Below are 19,927 nucleotides of genomic sequence, written 5' to 3'. Positions count from 1 at the left end.
CGGGAACAAAAACAACATGTCGATAATCAGAAATATATTCACCACCGCAGTGGGATACGAAGCCCGCAAGCACACCAAAGGTCATGGCTTGCGCAACTTCGGCCTCGGCATGCTCGCCGCCCGCATCGCCACCCGGTCGATCCCTGGCGCGCTGCTGGTGGGCGGGGCCCTGATCGCGAAGAAAATCTATGATGAGAAGAAAGAAGCCGAGATGCTTCCCGCATCCGAAGCGGTTATCGAGATAGAAGGCCGCCCGGTTCCGGAAAAGGACGAAACCACATCAGAACCGGTTTTACGTCTTCCCGGTTAGCCAATAGCCGGTGCCCGCCGCCTGCCAATCCTTCACCGCTTCGATGGGAACCGTGAACATCAGGATATTGAGCGCGAGATTGTCGCGGATCATATAGCCGGTAAAAAGCTCAAAAATCACGGCAATCGCCAGCGTCGCCTTCCAGGGCAGGCGTGAGGCAAGAAAGAAACTGACCGTCATCCAGACAATATCGGCCATCGAGTTGATGATAAAATCGCCTTCATAGCCATAGAAAATGGTTGCTTCGCGATATCGGTCGATGATGACGGGGAATCACCGCGACAGTTTACTAAATACACTAAATTGAGATCGCGTTGATATAGCCATCCCCTTGCCACCCGACCGTTCGAAACAAAATTTCCTACATCCGCAACAATCCATCCAACATGACGCAAAATAGCGCGTCCTTGGCCCGAACTTTGACGAACTTTGGACCAGATTCTGCATTCAAGGCATTGTTTCCAGCCTCTCCGCAATCCACCGGTAATTCCTCACAGCCCAAATTTCGCTGAGCAGGTTCAATCCCCCCAATTGCAATATTGATTGCAATTGACATTGCTGTAAGCTGTTCAAAAGCCGCCCATATAGAGCGGCCAAGGAGAGCATGTTGGCAACCACCGCACGATCCGGGCTATCGCCTCGTAAATTCTATGGCTGGAACAATGTCAGCCTGTTCTTCTTCATCCAGTTCGCTGCTTCCGGCTTTGTCTATTTCGCTTATTCGGTAGTCTTCCCGGTCATGGTCGAGACGATGGACTGGAACCGCGGCACGGCGTCGCTGGCGCAGTCGATCGCCCTGATGATGCTCGGCCTGGCCTATCCGCTGACCGGCTTTCTGCTCAGTCGATATGGCGTCCGCCGGACGGTCACCATCGGGCTGCTGGTCATGCTTTCCGGACTGCTGTTGCTGGTTTCCGTCGTTACCGAGATCTGGCAGTGGATCATGATCTGGGGCGGCGTCATGGGCCTGTCCTTTGCCCTGACCGGCCCGATCTGCTCGCAAACCGCAATGATCAGCTGGTTCAATATAAAACGGTCGACCACCATCGGTATTGTCATGACTGGCGGCGCTTTGGGTGGCGCCCTGGCGCAACCGATATTGGCGACCATGATGGACCAGTTCGACAGCTGGCGCGCCGCCTGGCTGATTGCCGCTGCCATGGTGATCATCGCCCTGATTGCCGCGCAATTTGTCATCAACCGGCCGCAGGATATCGGTCAGTTTCCCGACAATGTCGATCCGGGCCTGGCGGCACGGGATCCGCTAGCCAGAGGTTTGCGGCCCAAAACCCATCGGACCGACCATGACTGGACAATGACACAGATCATCCGGACGCCGACACTCTATCTCGTCATGCTGATCACGCTTGGCTATTTGGGCACTTTCTTTTTCCTGCTCAACCACGGGATATTGCATCTCACCGACAACGGACTCTCCAGCTTGGAAGCCGCTTCCATCCTCGGGCTGGCGATATTGGGCAGCGGCCTGGCGCGCATTCCGGCCGGCTGGCTGGGCGACCAGTTCGAGTTGCGCTGGGCGGTATTCGGGTTCATTTTCCTGATGGCCTTCGGCATGGCGGGCTTCTGGCTCGGCCATGGTATCCTGCTGCTCTCGGCCATGGGCATGTTATTTGGCGCAGGCTATGGCGGATTGCTCGTACTCGGGCCGGTGGTGACGGGAAATTATTACGGCGAACGCGCTTTCCCGATCATAAATTCGGTGCTGGCTCCGGTCATGCTGCCTTTTGCTGCCGCGGCACCAGCCGGGGCGGGCTATATTTTCGAGGCAACCGGCAGCTATGATATCGCCTTTGCCATCGCGATCGGCTTGCTGGTCGCCGGAATGATTGCCGCCTTTTTGATGAAACCGCCGCTAACCCCCGGCTAGGACCCTGAACCTAGATATTGCCATCGCTGGAGAGCAGCGCCGCAATCGGCCTTGTACCGGGTCGGCGCGCCAGCACGATCATCAATATGGTCGTGAAGGGTACCGCCAATATTGCGCCGGGAATGCCCCACAGACTGCTCCAGATCGCCAGCGAGACCAGCACCACCATCGGACTGAGATTGACCGACTTGCTCAGCATCTTTGGTTCAATAACATTGCCGATGATCACCTGCGCCGTCGTCATCAGGCCTGTGGCGATCAACGGAATCGTCAGATTGCCGAACTGGGCCACGGCAAATAGCGCCGGAAAAGCGACACCGACAAAAGAGCCGATATAGGGGATATAGTTGAGCAGGCCGATGATGATCGCCCACAGCGCGGCATATTCCACGCCCAACACCAGCAATATGATCCAGCAGATAACGCCCAGAATGATATTGATCAGCGTCTTGGTCGCCAGATAGCTGCCAATATCATGGTTGATCCGGGTGATCATGTTTAGCGTGTCGGTGGAATCACTGTCCGAACCAAAAGCCCGGCGCACCTTTTCCGGAAAGCCGGTGATCTCGCTGAGCAGGAAGGAGGCATATAATATGGTGATGAAGACAAATCCGCCAAAGCTGGTCAGCGACGACAATAGCGACTGGGCAAGCGCGGCGATATCGATCTCGGTAAAAAATCGCGTCGCAAATTCGCTGATCGCCTTGGCCACCGCTTCCGTGCCCCGGTCAAATATCGCCGCCGGCGATGCCATGAGTTCGGATATCTCCGGCCGGCCGATCCCATCATTCACCGGGGTGGGGAACCACGCCGCAAACAGATTTTCCAGATTGCGCTGATAGACCGGCAGCGAGGGCACGAGATTCTGCAAACTGGCCACCAGCATCCGGGTCATCGCAAAAAGCAGCGCCAATACCCCGATCAGGGCAAGCGTCGCGCGCAACCACAGTGGCGTTTGGCCCAGTCCCGGAATACGGGCGACGGTGGCGCTGGCGGCATAGAGAATCTGCAGCAATATCACGGCGGTCACGATCGGCAGGATGATGTCCTTGCCGACGTAAAACAACCAGCCAACCATGATGGTAATGCCGATCGCGTAGAATATAGTGCTGACACGTCCCTGGATCATGATCTTGGGATAGCCGGATTTTGCCAGACTGTCATCAGCATGATTACAAGCAAGCCTGATAGAAAAACATCGCGACAAGCATCTTGACGCCGAGCGCCCTTCTCGGCCAATAGCCGCTATGGCCGAGAATATATCTTCCCAGAATATCGACAATGATCACCGCGAGTTGAACCGCAGGGGTCTGCTGTTCGTGCTGTCATCTCCCTCGGGCGCTGGCAAGTCGACGCTGGCGCATATGTTGCTGAAAGCGGATCGGGAGATTGCCATGTCGGTCTCTGTCACCACGCGCACGAAACGTCCCGGCGAGGAACATGGCAGAGATTATTATTTTGTCAGCGGGGACCAGTTTGAAGAAATGGTCGCCGATCACAGCTTCCTTGAATATGCTACGGTATTCGGCAACCGTTACGGCACGCCAGCCATACCGGTGAATCAGAGCCTGGAAGACGGACAGGATGTGCTGTTCGATATCGACTGGCAGGGCACGCAGCAATTATACCAGCGCGCCGGCCAGGATGTCGTGCGGGTCTTCATCCTGCCGCCCTCGCTTGATGAATTGCGCAACCGGCTGGAAAGCCGCAACACCGATGCACCCGAGATTATCGAGAGCCGGATGCAGCGTGCCGCCAGCGAGATCAGCCATTGGGACGGCTATGACTATGTCCTGATCAACGACGATCTCGACGCCTGTTTTGCCAAGGTGAAGCAGATTCTCGCCACCGAACGGATGCGGCGTTCACGGCAAACCGGTCTGATCGGCTTTGTCAGGGATTTGATGGCCGAATAAAATAGCCGCCGGACTCGATACAGGTCTTCATTGCCTCAATAGCCAGGCGAGCAATATTGGATTTCACCGGCCTTGCAACGCCTCACGGCATCGCGCCATTCTTCCATTTTCATTTCATAGGCGGCCTTCCGCTCGGCATCAGCTTTTTTGTCTGCGGCAATCTGCTCAAGGTTCAGCCGCTGCTTTTCAAGAAATTGCGCTTCGGACTCTTCGTTCAGGCGATTCAAATATTCTGCGCGCAGCGCATGGGATTGGTTGCGGATACACGAGGTCAGAAGTTCCGGCTTTTTTTGCTCTGATCTGAATTTCTCGGAAGCTTCGGACCACCGTTTGTCGACAATCGGTTGGCAGATTGCTGGAATTTTTGCCAATTGCGCGTCATAATCCTGGCTCAGACTTCTGATAAGCTGTTCATTTTCTGCTATGGCTGAATCAACCGATAATTCGGCTTTTTTCCGGTAGTTCACACATTGCGCACTCGACCAGATTTTGTAATATTTTTCATTATTTTCAGGATCAGACCGGCTATATTGCTCAGCCAGATATTGTTTGGCCCCGTCACAGTCCGCGTTGGTTTCTTGCGCCATCGCGGTGCCATTGAAAAACAAGCCTGCCCATAGCGCACTGATGAAGAATATTTTTCGTTGCAACATATCCAGTCCTTTCACTGAGGACCCCCGCCTGTCGTTCTATCGCCATCGAGACAAAGTTTCAACAGACATCGTCGCGATCGTCAGGCGGCGTGCTGTCCGGTCAGTCGGTCGCCTGCCTGACATAAAGCCCGTCAAATATGGTCGACCAGCTTGCGCCATCATCGGATGACGTCTGCCAATGCTGTCGCACGCTGCCGTCCGCCCGGGGTGTCCAGGTGATCCGGTTGATCGCCATGCCTTCCTGATAATAAGGCGTGTTGCGGTTGCTGAGCACCATCTCGCCCCGCTCGTTCAGCCCGCCCTCGATGAACAGAGCCGAACCGTCCGCGCCCATCCAGGTCTGGTGCCATTTGTTCCGAGCGGCATCATAAAAGCTCATGCTCATGCCGGTATAACCGCCTTTGGTGCTATAATCCTCGCGGAGGACGCAACCGGCATGTTCGCGCGATATGCGGTTCACTGCGCTGGGCTGATCCTGCCCGGCCGCAGTCACGTCCCAGACGCCGGTCCAGAAATCAAAAGCCCGGTGATCGTCGGTGGCACAGGCCGGAGCGGGCTGGGCGACGGGGCTCGCCACCGGTTGCGCCTGAGCGGGGGCAAGCAAAGGGGATGGCACCAGCAGCGTTGCAATGGCCGCGCCCAATAGGGGGCGGGCGCGAGACCTGCTTTCCCGGGAATCGGAGCTTGCCCATGCGGTAGGCAATATATCCCGGTCGAGCATTTTGCATATCCGCATCCTGACACCATCCCCCATGTTCGAGCTTCGATGCGACCCGATAGCCATATGCTATTCAGGATCTTCACCCAGCTGCCGACTGGATAGCATATCGGCGGGCCGCTCCGGATTTCCTTCGACCAACGGCAATTGACCGTCGATGAAAAGGCAAGTCCGTTGCATTCTGTGCACCTGCCCGGAAGCCCGCCTGAACGCCGGTCACACATGCCGCCAAAAGACCGTTGGTTTTGCTGCCGCGACCGGTTACCAAAGGCAGGAGCGGCGGATCGCAACAGGGAGCGACAATGGTGGAAGCGCATGAAATTGATGTTCTGATCGTCGGCGGCGGTTTTTCCACCATGCCACTGATTCGCGAACTGGACGCCAGCGGCATCAGCTGGCTGATGGTGTCGGAAATGACCCCGATCTGGCAGCAGCTAGAAGCCGCCGATGCGCTGGATTTCGATCTGGTAAGCTCGTTACAGAGCAGTATCTATTCGTTCGAGCTGGTCGAGATGCTGAAAGAGCAAGGCGAGGGTTTCCAGGACAATTTTCCAACCGCTCGCGAATTTTACGCGGTCCACAAGAAATATGCGGCGCGCTATGCCGACCGCATCCACCACGGACGCGTCGGCAGTATCGACAATCACCCCGATCACAGCATCGTCCATCTCGAGAATGGCGAGCAATTTCGCGCCCGGCATGTCGTGGTCGCCACCGCTTTCCGGCGGAAAATGAACGCCAATTTGAAGCAACTCACCATCGACGCAAGTTTCGCCGGCAAGAGCGTGGCGATTACCTCCACCGGCGACAGCGCCAATCTGCTGATCGCCAAGCTGGTCGCTTATGGCGCGAAAGTGCATCTGGTCACCAACGGTTTCATCATGCTCGACAAGATGTTCGCGACCTTTTCGCCGTTCGACGACGGCCCGCGCTTCGTGCCGCTCGACCAGCTGGAATGTCACAATTTCTCCGAAATCAGCAAATGGAGCTACCGCGCCTTTATCGACGGCGGCTATATCCACGGCCTGATCCATCATCGCTTTGCTCGGCTATTTGATCGCAACAGCCTCGGCGTGCGCCATCCCAAAAGCATCCGGCCGCACAAGGATATCCGCAGCTTTTTCAAGGCCAAGGCGCCGGTCGAAAATGGCCATATCGCAATCAAATATTGGCCGATCGATGTCTACAAACTCTATTGCGAGGAGACGCTGGAGCAGAAGATCCGCGACGGCTATCTGATCAATGACCTGCCCTTCTTCCTCGAGCACGGCCATGTAAAATTGTGGGACAAGACCGCGGCCTCAATCGATCATGAGGCGAAGCTGATCAGCGAAGATGGCGAAAGCGCGGCCTTCGATATGATCATCGACGGCGACCAGGAAGAACCGGCGATTCCCGAAATCCGCGTGCATGGCGGCGGCAGTGGTGGGGACGAACCCGCCGCGTTCGCCTATAAAACCCGCGAGCAGTTCATGGGCGTGATTTCACCCAGACTCGACAATATCTACACCATCGGTTTCACCCGCCCGTTCACCGGCGGGCTCAACAATATCAGCGAGATGCAATGCCTGCTGGTCCACCGGATGATCGCAGAACCGGAATTTCGCGACAGTATCAACACCAATATCGACCAGCGGATCAGCGACTATAATGCGACCTATTATGCCAACCGGCCCGAGAAAAAGACCGACCATCTGGTCTGGTATGGCACCTTTACCGACGAGGTCGCGAAACTACTCGGCATCCGGCCGAAGCGCAGCGATACGCCCGGCATCAAGGGGCTAATGAAATATTATATGTTCCCCAACAATGTCTTCCGCTTCCGCGAAAAAGGCCGTTACGCAGTGGAAGGCGTCGGAGATCTGATCGCCCATACCGCGAAACAATATCATGACTATAAGGTGCTGGCGCTGCTGGTGATCCGCTACCCGTTTTTCGAACTGCTCGCGCTCGGCACGATATTGCTCGCGCCCGTCCCCTGGTGGGTCAAGATACCGGCAGCCATAATCCACAACCGCCTGCCCTTCACCTCGACGCTGGTCGGGAAATTCGGTCTGCCGACCAGAGAGAGCAAGGCGATCTTCAACTATCGCAAGGCGATCAGTTTTCCGGTGCTGGCCTACCCGTTGCTCGCGGCGGTCATGTGGGCGGCGGCGGGCATCGGCGCAGCCTTCGCCTTCTCCGCCGGGTTACTCGCCTATGTCTATGCAATGATCCACTTAGGCACTGCGAAGGGATGGAACCGCAAATTCTTCTGCGACATGAAGAGCAAGCGGTCGCCGGAGATGGTTGGTTTTTTTGACCGGTATCGGGCGGTTTTTAAAACAATCGGTCGCAACAAATAGCAAAATAGCAAAATAATCTGTCACTATTTTCCGTTTTCCGAGGCATTGACGATTCCGGACTTGTAAAAAGAACAAACATCGAACATATAGCGCAGACCACCCTGTCCTTTCGACCCGCTGGACTCTCTCCGGCATCTTCGGCAAAGCACGCGCATGAGTTTAACCCACATTAAAGTAAAAGGCGCCCGCGAGCATAATCTCAAGGGCGTCGATATCGAGCTACCGCGCGAGAAGCTGATCGTCATCACCGGCCTGTCCGGCTCCGGCAAATCCTCGCTCGCCTTTGACACCATCTATGCCGAAGGGCAGCGGCGCTATGTCGAATCGCTTAGCGCCTATGCCCGGCAATTTCTGGAGATGATGCAGAAGCCTGATGTCGAGCATATCGAGGGCCTGTCGCCGGCGATCTCGATCGAGCAGAAGACCACCAGCCGCAACCCGCGCTCGACCGTCGCGACGGTGACCGAGATTTATGACTATATGCGCCTGCTCTGGGCGCGCGCCGGGGTGCCTTATTCGCCCGCGACCGGCCTGCCGATCACCGCGCAGACCGTGTCACAGATGGTCGACCGGGTGATGACCTTGCCCGAGAAAACCCGCTTCTTCCTGCTCGCCCCGGTGGTGCGCGGGCGCAAGGGTGAATATCGCAAGGAATTGCTCGAGTGGCAGAGCGCCGGTTTCACCCGCGTCCGGGTCGATGGCGAATTTTACGATATCGAGGAAACGCCCAAGCTCGACAAGAAGGTCAAGCATGACATCGAGGTGGTCGTCGACCGTCTGGTGGTGCGCGAAGGCATGGAGCAGCGGCTCGCCGACAGTTTCGAAACCGCGCTGCGGCTGGCCGACGGGCTGGCTTTTGTTGACCTCGCCGATGGCACGGTCGAGGAGGCTCTGGCGCTCGCCAATCGTACTTCGACAGGCTCAGCACGAACGGAGAGTGAAGACGCCAGTTCGACAAAAAAATCCGTTCGTCCTGAGCCTGTCGAAGGACCGGGCGTCGCCGAAACACAAACACCGTTCGTGTCGAGCGAAGTCGAGACACGCCTCTCGACGTCGCTCGAGGCAAACGGAAAAAATCCGGACACCCCGCAAGGCAAGATGAAGGGCACCGGCCTGCCACCGAACCGGATTGTCTTTTCCGAACGCTTCGCCTGCCCGGTCAGTGGCTTCACCATCGAGGAAATCGCCCCGCGGCTATTCTCGTTCAACGCCCCGCAAGGCGCTTGCCCGTCCTGCGACGGTCTCGGCGAGAAACTCCATTTCGACACGCAGCTGATCGTGCCCAATCCGGAGCTGAGCATCAAGAAGGGCGCGATCGTGCCCTGGGCAAAATCAAATCCGCCCTCGCCTTATTATATGCAGGTATTGGGCAGTATCGCCCGGCATTTCGAATTTGATCTGGAAACCCCGTGGAACGAACTGAGCGAGCATCATCAGGATGTCATCCTCAACGGCACCCAGGGCCTGCCGATAACCCTGCGGTTCCAGGACGGGCGTAAATCCTATGAGGTAAAGAAAGCTTTCGAGGGCGTCGTCGGCAATCTCAAGCGCCGCATGTTGCAGACCGAAAGCGCCTGGATGCAGGAAGAGCTGGCCAAGTTTCAGGCCGCTGCTCCCTGCGAAACCTGTCACGGTGCGCGGCTCAAGCCGGAAGCGCTGGCGGTCAAGATCGCCGGCGAGGATATCAGTATTTCCACCCGGCGCAGCGTCGGCGATGCGCTGGAATTTTTCGAAGCATTGGGCGCAAAACTGGACAAGACGCAGAGCCAGATTGCCGAACCGATCCTCAAGGAAATTATCGCACGGCTCGGGTTCCTCAACAATGTTGGCCTCGACTATCTCAATCTCGACCGGACCAGCGGCACGCTTTCGGGCGGCGAGAGCCAGCGCATCCGTCTCGCCAGCCAGATCGGCTCGGGCCTGAGCGGCGTGCTCTATGTCCTCGACGAACCCAGTATCGGCCTGCACCAGCGCGACAATGACCGCTTGCTGACCACGCTCAAACGGCTGCGCGATCTTGGCAACACCGTGATCGTCGTCGAACATGACGAAGATGCGATCCGCACCGCAGACTGGGTGGTCGACATGGGACCGGGCGCTGGTGTCCATGGCGGCGAGGTCGTTGCCGAAGGCACGCTCAAGCAGATATTGAAATCGAAAAGATCGCTGACCGCTGCCTATCTCAACGGCACCCGGAAGATCGAAGTGCCGACCAAAAGGCGCAAGGGCAATGGCAAGAAGCTGATCGTGCATGGTGCCACCGCCAACAATCTGCAAAATGTCACCGCATCCTTCCCGCTCGGCACCTTCACCTGCGTCACCGGCCTCAGTGGCTCGGGCAAAAGCTCGCTGACCATCGACACGCTCTACGCAGCGGCGGCGCGAACACTCAATGGCGCGCGGGTGATTGCCGGCAAGCATGACAAGATCACCGGACTGCAATATTGCGACAAGATCATCGATATCGACCAGTCACCGATTGGCCGCACCCCGCGTTCAAACCCGGCCACCTATACCGGCGCCTTCACCAATATCCGCGACTGGTTTGCCGGCCTCCCCGAAGCGCTGGTGCGCGGCTATAAACCCGGCCGGTTCAGCTTCAACGTCAAGGGCGGCCGCTGCGAAGTATGCCGCGGCGACGGGCTGATCAAGATCGAGATGCACTTCCTGCCCGACGTTTATGTCACCTGCGAGGAATGCCACGGCAAACGCTATAATCGCGAAACGCTCGAGGTGAAGTTCAAGGGCAAGTCGATCGCCGATATTCTTGACATGACAGTCGAGGATGCGGTCAGCTTTTTCAAGGCGGTGCCACCAATCCGCGACAAGATGGCGATGCTCTATGAAGTCGGCCTCGGCTATGTGAAGGTCGGCCAACAGGCGACCACCCTGTCCGGCGGCGAAGCGCAGCGGGTCAAGCTGGCCAAGGAACTGTCCAAACGCTCGACCGGACAGACGCTCTATATTCTCGATGAACCCACCACCGGGCTGCATTTCGAGGATGTCCGCAAGCTGCTACAAGTGCTCCACCAGCTGGTCGAGCAGGGCAATAGCGTGATCGTGATCGAGCATAATCTCGACGTCATCAAGACCGCCGACCATATCATCGACCTCGGCCCGGAAGGCGGCGTGCGCGGCGGCGAGATTGTCGCGCAAGGCACGCCGGAAGAGGTTGCTCAGGTGAAAGCCAGTTTCACCGGCGGCTATCTGAAGGACATGCTGGCGAAATGAATTTCACGGGAACGGAATGGCCGTTCCCGGAATATTTAGCTCAATAGCGCAGCACTTTCGCCTGCCAGAGCAGCAATAGCGGCGACAGAAATTCGACGAACATTGCGGCAAATTGCTCGGTCGGCGGCGGCCCAACGGTGAGATAGGACACAGCCCGGGCACAGCCACCGATGAAGAAGAACAGCATCGCGAAACGGAACAGCATCGCCCGTTTCCTTATATCGCCGGCGCTATAGAAAATCATCAACGCGACGCCGATATAGACACCGGACAAATAGCGATATTGATTGTCCATCGCGCTGCTGAACGCGTCCCCGCCCATATGTTCCGTCGCGCCGAATAGCAGGCCGTTGACCCCGAACCAGAGCGGGATGAATCCAATCAGGAAGGAAAGGATGCGGAATGCGGCCATATATATTCTCCTCTATGTTGTTCGTGGCGAGCCTGTTGACGGGCGTGTTTCAACAAGCTCAAGTCTGACGAAAATAATCACTAAATAATTTCTAAACCCCCAAAGCCGCCTGCAGCTGTTGCAGACCCTCCGCTTCTTCGCTGGTCAATGCCTGCGCTTCGCAGCGCGGATCGGTCTTCTGCAGCGCGCGGATCATCACATCGTTGATCGGAATCGGGTCACAGCCATGGTCGGTCTTGCAGATCAGGTCGAACTGCGGCGCCGCCTTGACGTGGCAATCCTGACAGCTGTTGCCGAACCGGTTGACCACTTCTTCGGCCCCGCGAGTCAGGATTTTTGTTCCCGCCGCCGAGACATCAAGATCAAAATATTCCCAGTCCCTGGTGACCGGATTGAAACCCGCTTCGCGCTTCACCATCACTTCGGTCGGGACCAGCTGCACCACCGAACCCGCCGGATAGACACCGCCTTCCGCTGCGCTCGCCACTGCGACGGTCGCATCGAGGTCACCATTGAGATTGCCGACAAAAAAGCGGTCGACCGCGGTCAGATCGCTGATACAGCCAAAGCTCGCTGCGGTGATATTCTGTGTGGGCAATAGGGCGGCTGTTTCTTCGTTCGCCGCCTCGGGTTCCGCGCTGCATCCTTGCGTCACCAGCCCCGCCAGCAACAATGCCGCTGCCGCGCGAAGCAGCCGGATGGATGATTTACGTTTTGATTGAAACCGCCCCATGATTACCCCCCGACAAGCCTGAAGACTGCCACGCGAACATGGGACTGTCAATTTTTGCGTCGGCCGGAACAATCCTGACCGGCCAGCAGCGCGAACAGGGCGACTAGAGCCGCTCGAGCCGCACCGGCAGTCCGTCCTTGGGTTGCGGGATCGGAAAGACCTGCCACTTGGGCTCGTAATCCGGTCCGCCCTGCAGAAGGACGCGGTTGGTGGTCAGCATCGCGTGCATCAAAATCTTGATCTGCATATAGGCAAAATGCAGCCCGAGACACATATGCGCGCCGCCGCCAAAAGGCACCCAGGCATATTTGTGACGGCCGACGCTGTTTTCCGGCGTGAAGCGCAAGGGATCGAACTTGTCGGGGTTGGGCCAGTGCTTTTCCATCTTGTGGACAAAGCTGGGACTGATCCCGACCGTGGTGCCCGCCGGAATGGTGTAATTGCGGAAGGTAAATTCCTTGATCGCCCGGCGCGGCATCGACGGAACCGGCGGGATCAGCCGCAACGCTTCCTTGAACGCCATTTCGGTCAGTTCAAGCTTGCCCAATTGTTCCATCGTCAGCGCGGTTCCCGCAGGTGCAACCGACAAACATTCCTCGCGCAGCCTGTATTGCCACTCGGGATGCTTGGCGAGCAGATAGATCAGGCTGGTCGCCGACGAGGTAATCGTGTCATGCGCTGCCATCATCAGGAAATTCATGTGATCGACGACTTCGCTTTCGGTCAGCAGTTCGCCATTTTCATGAGTGGCCAGACAAATTTGGGTAAAAATATCCTCGCCGCCCTTGGCGCGACGTTCCTTCACCTGCGGGGTGAAATATTCGAGCAGATATTCGCGGGCCTTCACGCCCTTCCACATTTTGGTAAAGGGAATCGGCTTGCGCGCCACACCAACCGAAGCCTGAACTTCATCGACAAAGGCCTTGTTGATCTTGTCCGCTTCCGGCCCCCAGGGAATCCCAAGAATCGCGCTGGCAGCGGTATCGAGCGACAAGGATTTGATCGCCGGGTAAAAATTGAATTCAGTCCCGCCCCAATCGGCAACCCGCTCCAATATCCCTTCGCCCAGCACCTCACAGTGATGCTTCATCGGTCCGGGTTTGAAAGCCACCGACAGCGCCTTGCGATCCGCCCGATGGCGTTCGAAATCCATCAACATCAGGCCGCGCGGAAAAAGATTGTTGAGGATCGGACCCCAACCCTGTTCGCTCGAGAAGATCTTGTCCTTATTGAACAACACCATTTCGGTGGCATCGGCACCGAGCATGTTGACCGACCATCCGCCGAAACTGAAGGCCCGGTAGACCGATCCATATTGCTCGAACATCCTGCGTCCAAAGGCACCCGGATCTTTCAGCAGCTCGAGCGTACAGCCGAGGAACGGCAGACCTTCCTCACCCGGAATATGTGCCAGCTGTTCCTTGGTCGGCCGTTTCACCCAATGCGGATTGGCTGATTCCTGAAAGGGATATCCATGCGGTTTTGCTGCAACTGTGGCCACGGGAGCGCTCCTGAACTAAGGTTTGAATCGCTTGATAGCTACTTTCATTAATGTCAGCAAGCCACTCCATTCATACGCTATTCAATCGCAACGCCTTAGCGATAAGTGCAACAGAAAACGAAACACGACCCTTTCTGGCTGACCTTCATGGCTGGCACCGCCGGGGCCGATTTGAGGCAATGATCATGACCATTTATACGATGCCCCGGCTATTGAAGTCTGCTGTCGCCGCTGGTGTCTTGTTGAGCCTCGGCGGCTGCATGTATGGTGGCACAGGCTATTATGGCGACGGCTATGTCAACAATAGCGGTTATAACTGCGATCCCTATGCGCCGTTCGACGACTATTATGCCTGCGACTATGGCTATGGCTTCGCCAATATCGGCTATGGCGGCGGCTGGTATGATCAATATTATTATCCTGGCTATGGCATCTATATCTTCGACCGTGGCGGTCGGCGCCATGCGATGCGCGACAATGACCGCCGCCATTGGGCCAGACAGCGCGCCACATTCGGCGGACAATATGCCAGAGAGCGCAACGCGAACCGGGAACCGCGGGCAGAGCGCCGCGACCAACGCTACAGGCGCGGCGACGGCACAAGGGACCAGAGGCGCGGCAACTATCGCAATGATGACAATGTCCGCGACAATAGCGGCACCCGCTACGACCGCGCCAATCGCCCGGCGACAAGGGCCGCACGCCCCGACAGTCCTGTTCAGGCCGTCCCGGCTCGCGATCGCGGGGACCGGACAGCACGGACAGACCGCCGGCCGACCCAAGCCATCGAACAGCCGCAAGCCCGACCACAACCGGCAGCCCCACCCGCTGACACCGCCCGACCAACGCGTCCAGAACGCCCCCGCTATTCGCCAAGAACAAGCCGCAGCGCGCGCGAACGGCTCAGCGACGACTAGCCCGCAATGAAGTTTATTGGCCGATAGTGAACCGTCCAACGCCATAATAACGCGGCCATTTCTGCCACTGCTGCAGCGCTTCGCATATGTCGGAGAGATCGTCATATCGGCAATGTCGGCGAAAATGCTCGCCCCGCTGCCCCGTGACTGAAGAATCGCTGCGACGCGGAAAAATGCACAGGATTCGCATCAAACTGCCGAAACGGCATAACAAGTTTGACAAAAACGGACGGCTTTCCCCCGCAAGCGCGTGCCAATGGTTAACAGAATTGTAATCATCGTAAATAGCCTATATCCTAGCGTTCCGAGTTAGTTTTCTAGGATTTAGGTCGATGGCAACCGCATTTAGCGACATTCAACCCGATGAATATACACCGTCGGAAAAGCATCCACAGCATGGCGTCATCATTGGCGGACCGGCTGCGCGGGCGAAGCGCATTGAATATGGCATATTGCTTTCTTCGATGGTGCTGGGCTCGCTCGGTGCGCTTTATTGGACCATCTTCCATTCCACCGGCTGGGTAGAATGGTCTGCCTTCTTGTTCGGTTTTGCACTGATCAACATGGGCGTGGGCATCGGCTATCATCGCTATTTCACCCACCGCGCCTTTGAAGCGGGACCAATAATGCGCCTCGCAATTGGCATCATGGCGCAAATGGCCTGTCAGGCTTCGGTGCTGAAATGGGCGGCCGACCATCGTCGCCATCATGCTTTTTCCGATGATGTCGGCGATGTGCACAGCCCCTATGTCGACGGCCACGGCAAGAAAATGTCGAAATGGAAAGGGCTTGGTATCGCCCATTTCGGCTGGCTGTTCGACAATACGACATCGGACATGAATGTGTACGGCAAGGGCCTGATCGACGATCCGCAGGTCTTGTGGTGCCACAAGCATCGCTGGTCGATCGCCATTTTCTCCAGCATCGTGTTTCCAGCGCTCTGGGCGCTGGCCCTCGGAGGCCCGGAATATATCATCGGCACCATCCTGATCGGCGGCTTTTTTCGCAACTTCTTCTTCCTGAATTTCGTCATGGGCGTGAACAGCATCGGCCATGTCTTTGGCTCGCAGCGGTTCAAGACCAAGGACGGCTCGCGCAACAACTGGTTCATGGCATGGATGACCTTTGGTGACGGATGGCACAATAACCATCACCAGCACCCGCGCGCCGCGTCGTCGAAAATTGCCTGGTGGGAATTCGATCTGAACGGTCAGATCATCTATGCATGGGAAAAAATGGGTCTGGTCTGGAACGTCCAGCGGGCACCCGCTTATATCCGCAATGCAAATGGCGAATGGGTCCAGAAAGAAGCGAAAATCGCAAGAGCCGATCTGGCCGAACCGGAAGTCATGTCAGCCGACGATGGCGGTGTGATGTTCCCTGCAACCAAGCAGCATCATGTCGAACCCGCCGAGTGACAGGGTGCGGGTCGTTCCGCTAATGTGACCGCAAGGTCAAATTTGCCGATATTGTTCCGTTACCAGCAGGGTTGATGCTGAGCGATTCGACAGCGATTCCCTCCCGTTCAATCCGCGCCAGCCAGCCAAATAGCGCTGTCGGCTTGGCCGATTCCACCACCATATTGACCCGGCTGTCAGACTGCGGCGTGACAGAAGCCACAGCGATCCCGGTTTCACCCGCGCTTTGGCCGACAAAGGCGTCGATCGCGCCGCTGAACTTGGCCACCTGTCCATCCACCGGCTGCTGGAGCGCTGCAACCTTGGCATCGATCCGCACCTGCCGCTCGACCGCACCGACATAGCGTTCTTCGGCAGCTGTCATCGCGCCGAACATCGGCCGCGCGATGCCATAGTAGCCGACCAGTCCCGCCAAAAGCAGGCCGGCGATACCGACCATTATCTTTTCCCTTTGGCTGAGACCGACAAACCAGTTTCTTGCATTGTCGATCATGGTGCCCTCACCGTAATGTCGGCCTGCGCCGAACCCGTGGCATCGGTGCGCGGAGTTGCCGTGATGAGGAAGCCCGCTTCCTGTATCGCCAGCAGGACAGGATTGATATCCTCGTTCCGGACCGCCGACAATGTCGCCGAGATTATGCCATTTTCGCCATAAGCCATCCGGGTGATCGACACGTTCGGAACCTGTTGCAGGGCAGAAAAGAGCGCCGAAGCCGGAACCGGGAACATGATATTGCCGCGGTTTTCGGCGATCAACCGCTGGTCCAGTGCCCGTTCGGCTGCGTCGGGATTATCCTGCTCACCGACGACGGCAGCCGCATCGGCCAAAGCCGCCTCATCCGCTGCACTGGCCGCCCAATGATATTGGGCCAGCTGCACCAAAGGAATGGCAAGCGAGACAATCACCAGCGCAACCGCGATCCAGCCGAGCCGGCGCTTTTGCTTTGCGTCCATCGCGCGCTGCGTCTTTTTCGCAAACGGTCCGCTGCGAAAGTTCAGATCGCGCTTTTCTGCAGCACCGACCAGCATGGCGTCAAAATCATCGCCGGTAATCGGCTTGACGGTCAGGTCGGGAAACAGAAGATCGCGGAAAACAGGATCATCGATCGCGATGATATTATCCGCACGCACAACCTGGTCGAAACCGAAATCCGCAGAAACCGCGCCGTCACCGGCAACCGGCATCAACCAGCCCGATGGAATGATCGCATCGGGATCAATATTCAGCGCCTGCAGGTGGACTAGGCCGGATGACAATATATCCCGTCCGACCGATGCCGTGACCACCCCGCCCGCGCCATCAATGGCAGAGATGATATGGACCTTCTCGCTTTCCAGACTCTGCGCTTTTGCCGCCATGGTCGCAGCGGCAAGCGCCTGACTTTCATTGGCGCCGCTGATCGCCTCGTGGCCCATGATGCTGGTCAGATGCGACGGCACCAGCGCGACCACGCGAACATCGCCTTGCGCCGCATCCGGCACATAGGCCTGAGAAGCGATAAGCGGATCCGGATCACAACCCCAAGCCTGTACCGCGCCATCCTTGACGTGCCACCAAAAGAGCGGCTCGTCATCCGTGGTCGGGAAGGCAATCAGAAGAAGATTATGGTTCACGCGCTGCTGGTCTTATTCGGCGTAAATATCGGCATTGTCATCATCGCCGCCCGGCGCGCCATCGGCACCCAGCGAATAGAGATCAAAACCGGGGCCCTGACGGCCGGGATTGTCATATTGATAAGGTCGCCCCCACGGATCGTCGGGCAGCTTCTTGATATAGCCGCCCTGGCGATAGCGTGCGGTCGTCGCCAGCGATGCCGGCGGCGCAATCAAGGCCTGCAATCCGTCGGACGAACCGGGATAGGCGAGATTGTCGAGCCGGTACATTTCCAGCGCCTGACCGAGCGTTGCAATATCCGCCCGCGCCTTCTGGACCATCGCCCGATCCTGACTGGGCAGCACGTTGATCACCACAATCGTCGTCAACAGGCCGAGAATGAAAATCACCACCATCAGCTCGACCAGAGTGAAGCCATTGCGCTTTTGCTGCGGCTTCGCTTCCGGGGCCAAAGCCTCGTCAGGATTTTCAATGTCTGTCGTCATATTCATTCCTTCATTCCGTCCCTATAGACCGGCAAGATTCTGTAGCTGCAAGATCGGCAATAATATTGCCAATATCACCACCGCGACCAGACCGCCAAGCGCTACAATGATGATTGGTTCGAGCAAGGACAAGGCCGTAGAACTGAAATTGTCAAATTCCCGTTCCAGATAGCCCGCAGCCCGCGCCAGCATGTCATCCAGCTGTCCCGATGCTTCGCCGCTGGAAGTCATATAGATCAGCATCGGCGGAAAAACTCCGGTATTTTTGAGCGCAGTGGACAGGCTTCCGCCACCGCGAATCGCTTCCACCATATCTTCCGAAGCCTTGCGCAATACGCTGTTGTGGATGGTATTGGTGGTCAGCCGGAGCCCCTCGATAATCGGCAGGCGGCTGGCGACCATGGTCGACAGGGTCCGCGCCAGACGCGCCGCGTGCAAATCGCGCAGCAACCGCCCGAAGAACGGCAGCCGCAGCAGGAAAGCGTCAAAGCGATATTTGAGTTTTGGCTCCTGCAGCGCGCGCCAGCCAATCAGCAGCGCCAGTCCGATCATTATCGCAATCGCCCACCACCAGTCGGCGAGAAAGCTGGAAATACCGATGACAATGCGAGTGACCATCGGCAGTTGCTGGTTCACATCATCAAATTGCTCGACCACTTTGGGCACCACCGCGATCATCAGCAGCGCGACCACGATGATCGAGACCAGAGCGAGCACGATCGGATAGGCCAATGTGCCGATCAGCTTGCCGCGCAATTCCGCCTGACGCTCGAGCAGATCGGCCAGCCGTTCGGTGATGTCGGGCAAAGTGCCGGAGCTTTCCCCGGCGGCAATCATCGCCCGATAGAGCGGCGGAAAGCTTTTCGGCTCGCGGCGCATCGCCTCCGACAGGCGCTGCCCCTCGATCACCCCGCCATGGACGGTTGCGATCCGCTGCTGCACATGCGGTTTCTCGTTCTGGTTGCCGATCAGCCGCAGCGCTTCCTCGAGTGGACTGACCTGGGCCAGCGAGGATAATTGCCGGGTGAACAGGGTGAGCTCTTTCGAAGTCAGCTTTTTCGGACCGAACAAACCGGCAGATTCTTTGCCCTGCTTACCCTGTTTGCTTTGCTTGCCCTGCGCCGCTGCCATGCTGACGATATAGAAATTCCGCTCGGTCAGCTTCGCCCGCGCTGCATCATCGCTGGCCGCAGCCAGCCGACCGGTCTTCTCCCGACCCTTGGGGTCGATCGCTATATAGGCATATTCAGGCATCGACCGCTTCGCTTTCGCGCCGGGATATGCGGATGGCTTCTTCGGGTGTGGTCAACCCTTCGCGGACAAGCGCTCTCGCCGCGACACCCAGATGGGGCTGGTTGCGGAACGCATGGGCGGTGATCGCGGCTTCGTCGCCGCCATCATTGATCAGCTTGCGCAATGTATCGTCGATACGGATCGCCTCGAACACGCCGATCCGGCCCTGAAAGCCGGTCTGGCTGCAATGGTCGCAACCGGTCTCGCGGTAAACCACCGTGCCATTGTCAAAGCCGAGCAACGAAGCCAGCGAGCCATCGGCCTGAATCGGCGTGCGGCAATGTTCGCAGAGTTTTCTGACCAGACGCTGGGCAATCACCGCGCGCAAGGTCGAGGCCAGCAGAAACGGTTCCACCTTCATGTCGCGCATCCGGGTGATCGCGCCGACCGCATCATTGGTGTGCACCGTCGAGAGCACCAGATGGCCGGTGAGGCTGGCCTGCACCGCAATTTCTGCTGTTTCCCGGTCACGTATTTCGCCGATCATCACGA

General features: G+C 57.5%; 19 protein-coding genes. 7 read left to right on the top strand and 12 right to left on the bottom strand.

Annotated elements, in window-relative coordinates; translation table 11 throughout:
- Nucleotides 1–16 precede the first annotated feature (16 nt).
- Nucleotides 17–310, top strand: a complete 294-nt coding sequence (locus tag V7665_RS08050; protein WP_335664019.1) for a hypothetical protein — start codon at nt 17–19, stop codon at nt 308–310.
- Here the strand turns inward: V7665_RS08050 and V7665_RS08045 are convergent.
- Nucleotides 293–571 (bottom strand): DUF2585 family protein, encoded by a 279-nt coding sequence (locus V7665_RS08045; RefSeq protein ID WP_335664029.1) that lies wholly within the window; start codon nt 569–571, stop codon nt 293–295. The genes V7665_RS08050 and V7665_RS08045 overlap by 18 nt on opposite strands.
- Nucleotides 572–914: 343 nt before the next feature.
- On the opposite strand from V7665_RS08045, the gene V7665_RS08040 reads away from it, so the two are divergent.
- Nucleotides 915–2,198: an MFS transporter gene (locus V7665_RS08040; protein WP_335664018.1), complete on the top strand. Its 1,284-nt coding sequence runs from the start codon at nt 915–917 to the stop codon at nt 2,196–2,198.
- A gap of 10 nt (nt 2,199–2,208) precedes the next feature.
- Here V7665_RS08040 and V7665_RS08035 read toward each other — a convergent pair whose 3' ends face one another.
- Nucleotides 2,209–3,327, bottom strand: a complete 1,119-nt coding sequence (locus V7665_RS08035) for an AI-2E family transporter (RefSeq protein ID WP_335664017.1) — start codon at nt 3,325–3,327, stop codon at nt 2,209–2,211.
- A gap of 118 nt (nt 3,328–3,445) precedes the next feature.
- On the opposite strand from V7665_RS08035, the gene gmk reads away from it, so the two are divergent.
- Nucleotides 3,446–4,114 (top strand): guanylate kinase, encoded by a 669-nt coding sequence (gene gmk, locus V7665_RS08030; RefSeq protein ID WP_335664016.1) that lies wholly within the window; start codon nt 3,446–3,448, stop codon nt 4,112–4,114.
- Nucleotides 4,115–4,149: 35 nt separating this feature from the next.
- Here gmk and V7665_RS08025 read toward each other — a convergent pair whose 3' ends face one another.
- Nucleotides 4,150–4,767, bottom strand: coding sequence for a hypothetical protein (locus V7665_RS08025; RefSeq protein WP_335664015.1), 618 nt, complete (start codon nt 4,765–4,767; stop codon nt 4,150–4,152).
- A gap of 100 nt (nt 4,768–4,867) precedes the next feature.
- Nucleotides 4,868–5,488 (bottom strand): hypothetical protein, encoded by a 621-nt coding sequence (locus V7665_RS08020; protein WP_335664014.1) that lies wholly within the window; start codon nt 5,486–5,488, stop codon nt 4,868–4,870.
- 299 nt (nt 5,489–5,787) lie between these two features.
- Between V7665_RS08020 and V7665_RS08015 the strand changes: the two genes are divergently transcribed.
- Both V7665_RS08015 and uvrA read left to right on the top strand, forming a co-directional pair.
- Entirely contained in the window at nt 5,788–7,830 is a 2,043-nt protein-coding gene (locus tag V7665_RS08015; RefSeq protein ID WP_335664013.1) for a hypothetical protein, read from the top strand.
- A 153-nt stretch (nt 7,831–7,983) separates the two neighbouring features.
- Nucleotides 7,984–11,061 carry an excinuclease ABC subunit UvrA gene (uvrA, locus tag V7665_RS08010; RefSeq protein WP_335664012.1) on the top strand — a complete coding sequence of 1,026 codons (3,078 nt, stop codon included), beginning with the start codon at nt 7,984–7,986 and terminating at the stop codon, nt 11,059–11,061.
- Between the two features lie 40 nt (nt 11,062–11,101).
- Here the strand turns inward: uvrA and V7665_RS08005 are convergent, their stop codons facing one another.
- The 3 genes from V7665_RS08005 to V7665_RS07995 all read right to left on the bottom strand — a co-directional run bounded on the left by V7665_RS08005 (nt 11,102) and on the right by V7665_RS07995 (nt 13,707).
- Nucleotides 11,102–11,473 carry a DUF4345 domain-containing protein gene (locus V7665_RS08005; protein WP_335664011.1) on the bottom strand — a complete coding sequence of 124 codons (372 nt, stop codon included), beginning with the start codon at nt 11,471–11,473 and terminating at the stop codon, nt 11,102–11,104.
- Nucleotides 11,474–11,564: 91 nt separating this feature from the next.
- Nucleotides 11,565–12,206: a hypothetical protein gene (locus V7665_RS08000; protein ID WP_335664010.1), complete on the bottom strand. Its 642-nt coding sequence runs from the start codon at nt 12,204–12,206 to the stop codon at nt 11,565–11,567.
- A 103-nt stretch (nt 12,207–12,309) separates the two neighbouring features.
- On the bottom strand, nt 12,310–13,707 hold the full coding sequence (locus tag V7665_RS07995) for a cytochrome P450 (protein ID WP_335664009.1): 1,398 nt from the start codon (nt 13,705–13,707) through the stop codon (nt 12,310–12,312).
- 185 nt (nt 13,708–13,892) lie between these two features.
- Here V7665_RS07995 and V7665_RS07990 point away from each other — a divergent pair, with 185 nt between their 5' ends.
- Both V7665_RS07990 and V7665_RS07985 read left to right on the top strand, forming a co-directional pair.
- The gene (locus tag V7665_RS07990) at nt 13,893–14,624 is read left to right on the top strand and encodes a hypothetical protein (RefSeq protein WP_335664008.1); all 732 of its coding nucleotides are present in this window, start codon (nt 13,893–13,895) and stop codon (nt 14,622–14,624) included.
- Between the two features lie 332 nt (nt 14,625–14,956).
- Complete coding sequence (locus V7665_RS07985) at nt 14,957–16,042, top strand: acyl-CoA desaturase (RefSeq protein ID WP_335664007.1); 1,086 nt, start codon at nt 14,957–14,959, stop codon at nt 16,040–16,042.
- A 19-nt stretch (nt 16,043–16,061) separates the two neighbouring features.
- On the opposite strand, the gene gspM is transcribed toward V7665_RS07985, so the two are convergent.
- The 5 genes from gspM to V7665_RS07960 all read right to left on the bottom strand — a co-directional run.
- Complete coding sequence (gene gspM, locus V7665_RS07980; RefSeq protein ID WP_335664006.1) at nt 16,062–16,535, bottom strand: type II secretion system protein GspM; 474 nt, start codon at nt 16,533–16,535, stop codon at nt 16,062–16,064.
- The gene (locus tag V7665_RS07975; protein ID WP_335664005.1) at nt 16,532–17,656 is read right to left on the bottom strand and encodes a hypothetical protein; all 1,125 of its coding nucleotides are present in this window, start codon (nt 17,654–17,656) and stop codon (nt 16,532–16,534) included. The genes gspM and V7665_RS07975 overlap by 4 nt, the downstream gene beginning before the upstream one ends.
- A 12-nt stretch (nt 17,657–17,668) precedes the next feature.
- A complete protein-coding gene (gene gspG / locus V7665_RS07970) occupies nt 17,669–18,142 on the bottom strand; it encodes a type II secretion system major pseudopilin GspG (protein WP_335664004.1) in 474 nt (157 codons plus the stop codon).
- Between the two features lie 21 nt (nt 18,143–18,163).
- Nucleotides 18,164–19,396 carry a type II secretion system inner membrane protein GspF gene (gspF, locus tag V7665_RS07965; protein ID WP_335664003.1) on the bottom strand — a complete coding sequence of 411 codons (1,233 nt, stop codon included), beginning with the start codon at nt 19,394–19,396 and terminating at the stop codon, nt 18,164–18,166.
- Nucleotides 19,389–19,927, bottom strand: a 539-nt coding sequence (locus V7665_RS07960) for a GspE/PulE family protein (RefSeq protein WP_335664002.1), incomplete at its 5' end; no start/stop codon positions are given. The genes gspF and V7665_RS07960, both read right to left, overlap by 8 nt.

Origin of the sequence: Parasphingorhabdus sp., from assembly GCF_036964675.1 — a bacterium.
Classification (GTDB): Bacteria; Pseudomonadota; Alphaproteobacteria; order Sphingomonadales; family Sphingomonadaceae; genus Parasphingorhabdus.
The sequence above is the reverse complement of the archived record's forward strand: the minus strand, read 5'-3'. Positions and strand labels throughout refer to the sequence as shown.

Bases quoted from the DNA above. Each gene is read 5' to 3' on its own strand.
- V7665_RS08040 (WP_335664018.1), top strand. From the start codon at position 915: ATGTTGGCAACCACCGCACGATCCGGGCTATCGCCTCGTAAATTCTAT.
- V7665_RS08015 (WP_335664013.1), top strand. From the start codon at position 5,788: ATGGTGGAAGCGCATGAAATTGATGTTCTGATCGTCGGCGGCGGTTTT.
- V7665_RS08005 (WP_335664011.1), bottom strand. From the start codon at position 11,473: ATGGCCGCATTCCGCATCCTTTCCTTCCTGATTGGATTCATCCCGCTC.
- gmk (WP_335664016.1), top strand. From the start codon at position 3,446: ATGGCCGAGAATATATCTTCCCAGAATATCGACAATGATCACCGCGAG.
- V7665_RS07985 (WP_335664007.1), top strand. From the start codon at position 14,957: ATGGCAACCGCATTTAGCGACATTCAACCCGATGAATATACACCGTCG.
- V7665_RS08035 (WP_335664017.1), bottom strand. From the start codon at position 3,327: ATGATCCAGGGACGTGTCAGCACTATATTCTACGCGATCGGCATTACC.
- gspM (WP_335664006.1), bottom strand. From the start codon at position 16,535: ATGATCGACAATGCAAGAAACTGGTTTGTCGGTCTCAGCCAAAGGGAA.
- gspG (WP_335664004.1), bottom strand. From the start codon at position 18,142: ATGACGACAGACATTGAAAATCCTGACGAGGCTTTGGCCCCGGAAGCG.
- V7665_RS07990 (WP_335664008.1), top strand. From the start codon at position 13,893: ATGACCATTTATACGATGCCCCGGCTATTGAAGTCTGCTGTCGCCGCT.
- V7665_RS08050 (WP_335664019.1), top strand. From the start codon at position 17: ATGTCGATAATCAGAAATATATTCACCACCGCAGTGGGATACGAAGCC.
- uvrA (WP_335664012.1), top strand. From the start codon at position 7,984: ATGAGTTTAACCCACATTAAAGTAAAAGGCGCCCGCGAGCATAATCTC.
- gspF (WP_335664003.1), bottom strand. From the start codon at position 19,396: ATGCCTGAATATGCCTATATAGCGATCGACCCCAAGGGTCGGGAGAAG.
- V7665_RS08000 (WP_335664010.1), bottom strand. From the start codon at position 12,206: ATGGGGCGGTTTCAATCAAAACGTAAATCATCCATCCGGCTGCTTCGC.
- V7665_RS08025 (WP_335664015.1), bottom strand. From the start codon at position 4,767: ATGTTGCAACGAAAAATATTCTTCATCAGTGCGCTATGGGCAGGCTTG.
- V7665_RS08020 (WP_335664014.1), bottom strand. From the start codon at position 5,488: ATGCTCGACCGGGATATATTGCCTACCGCATGGGCAAGCTCCGATTCC.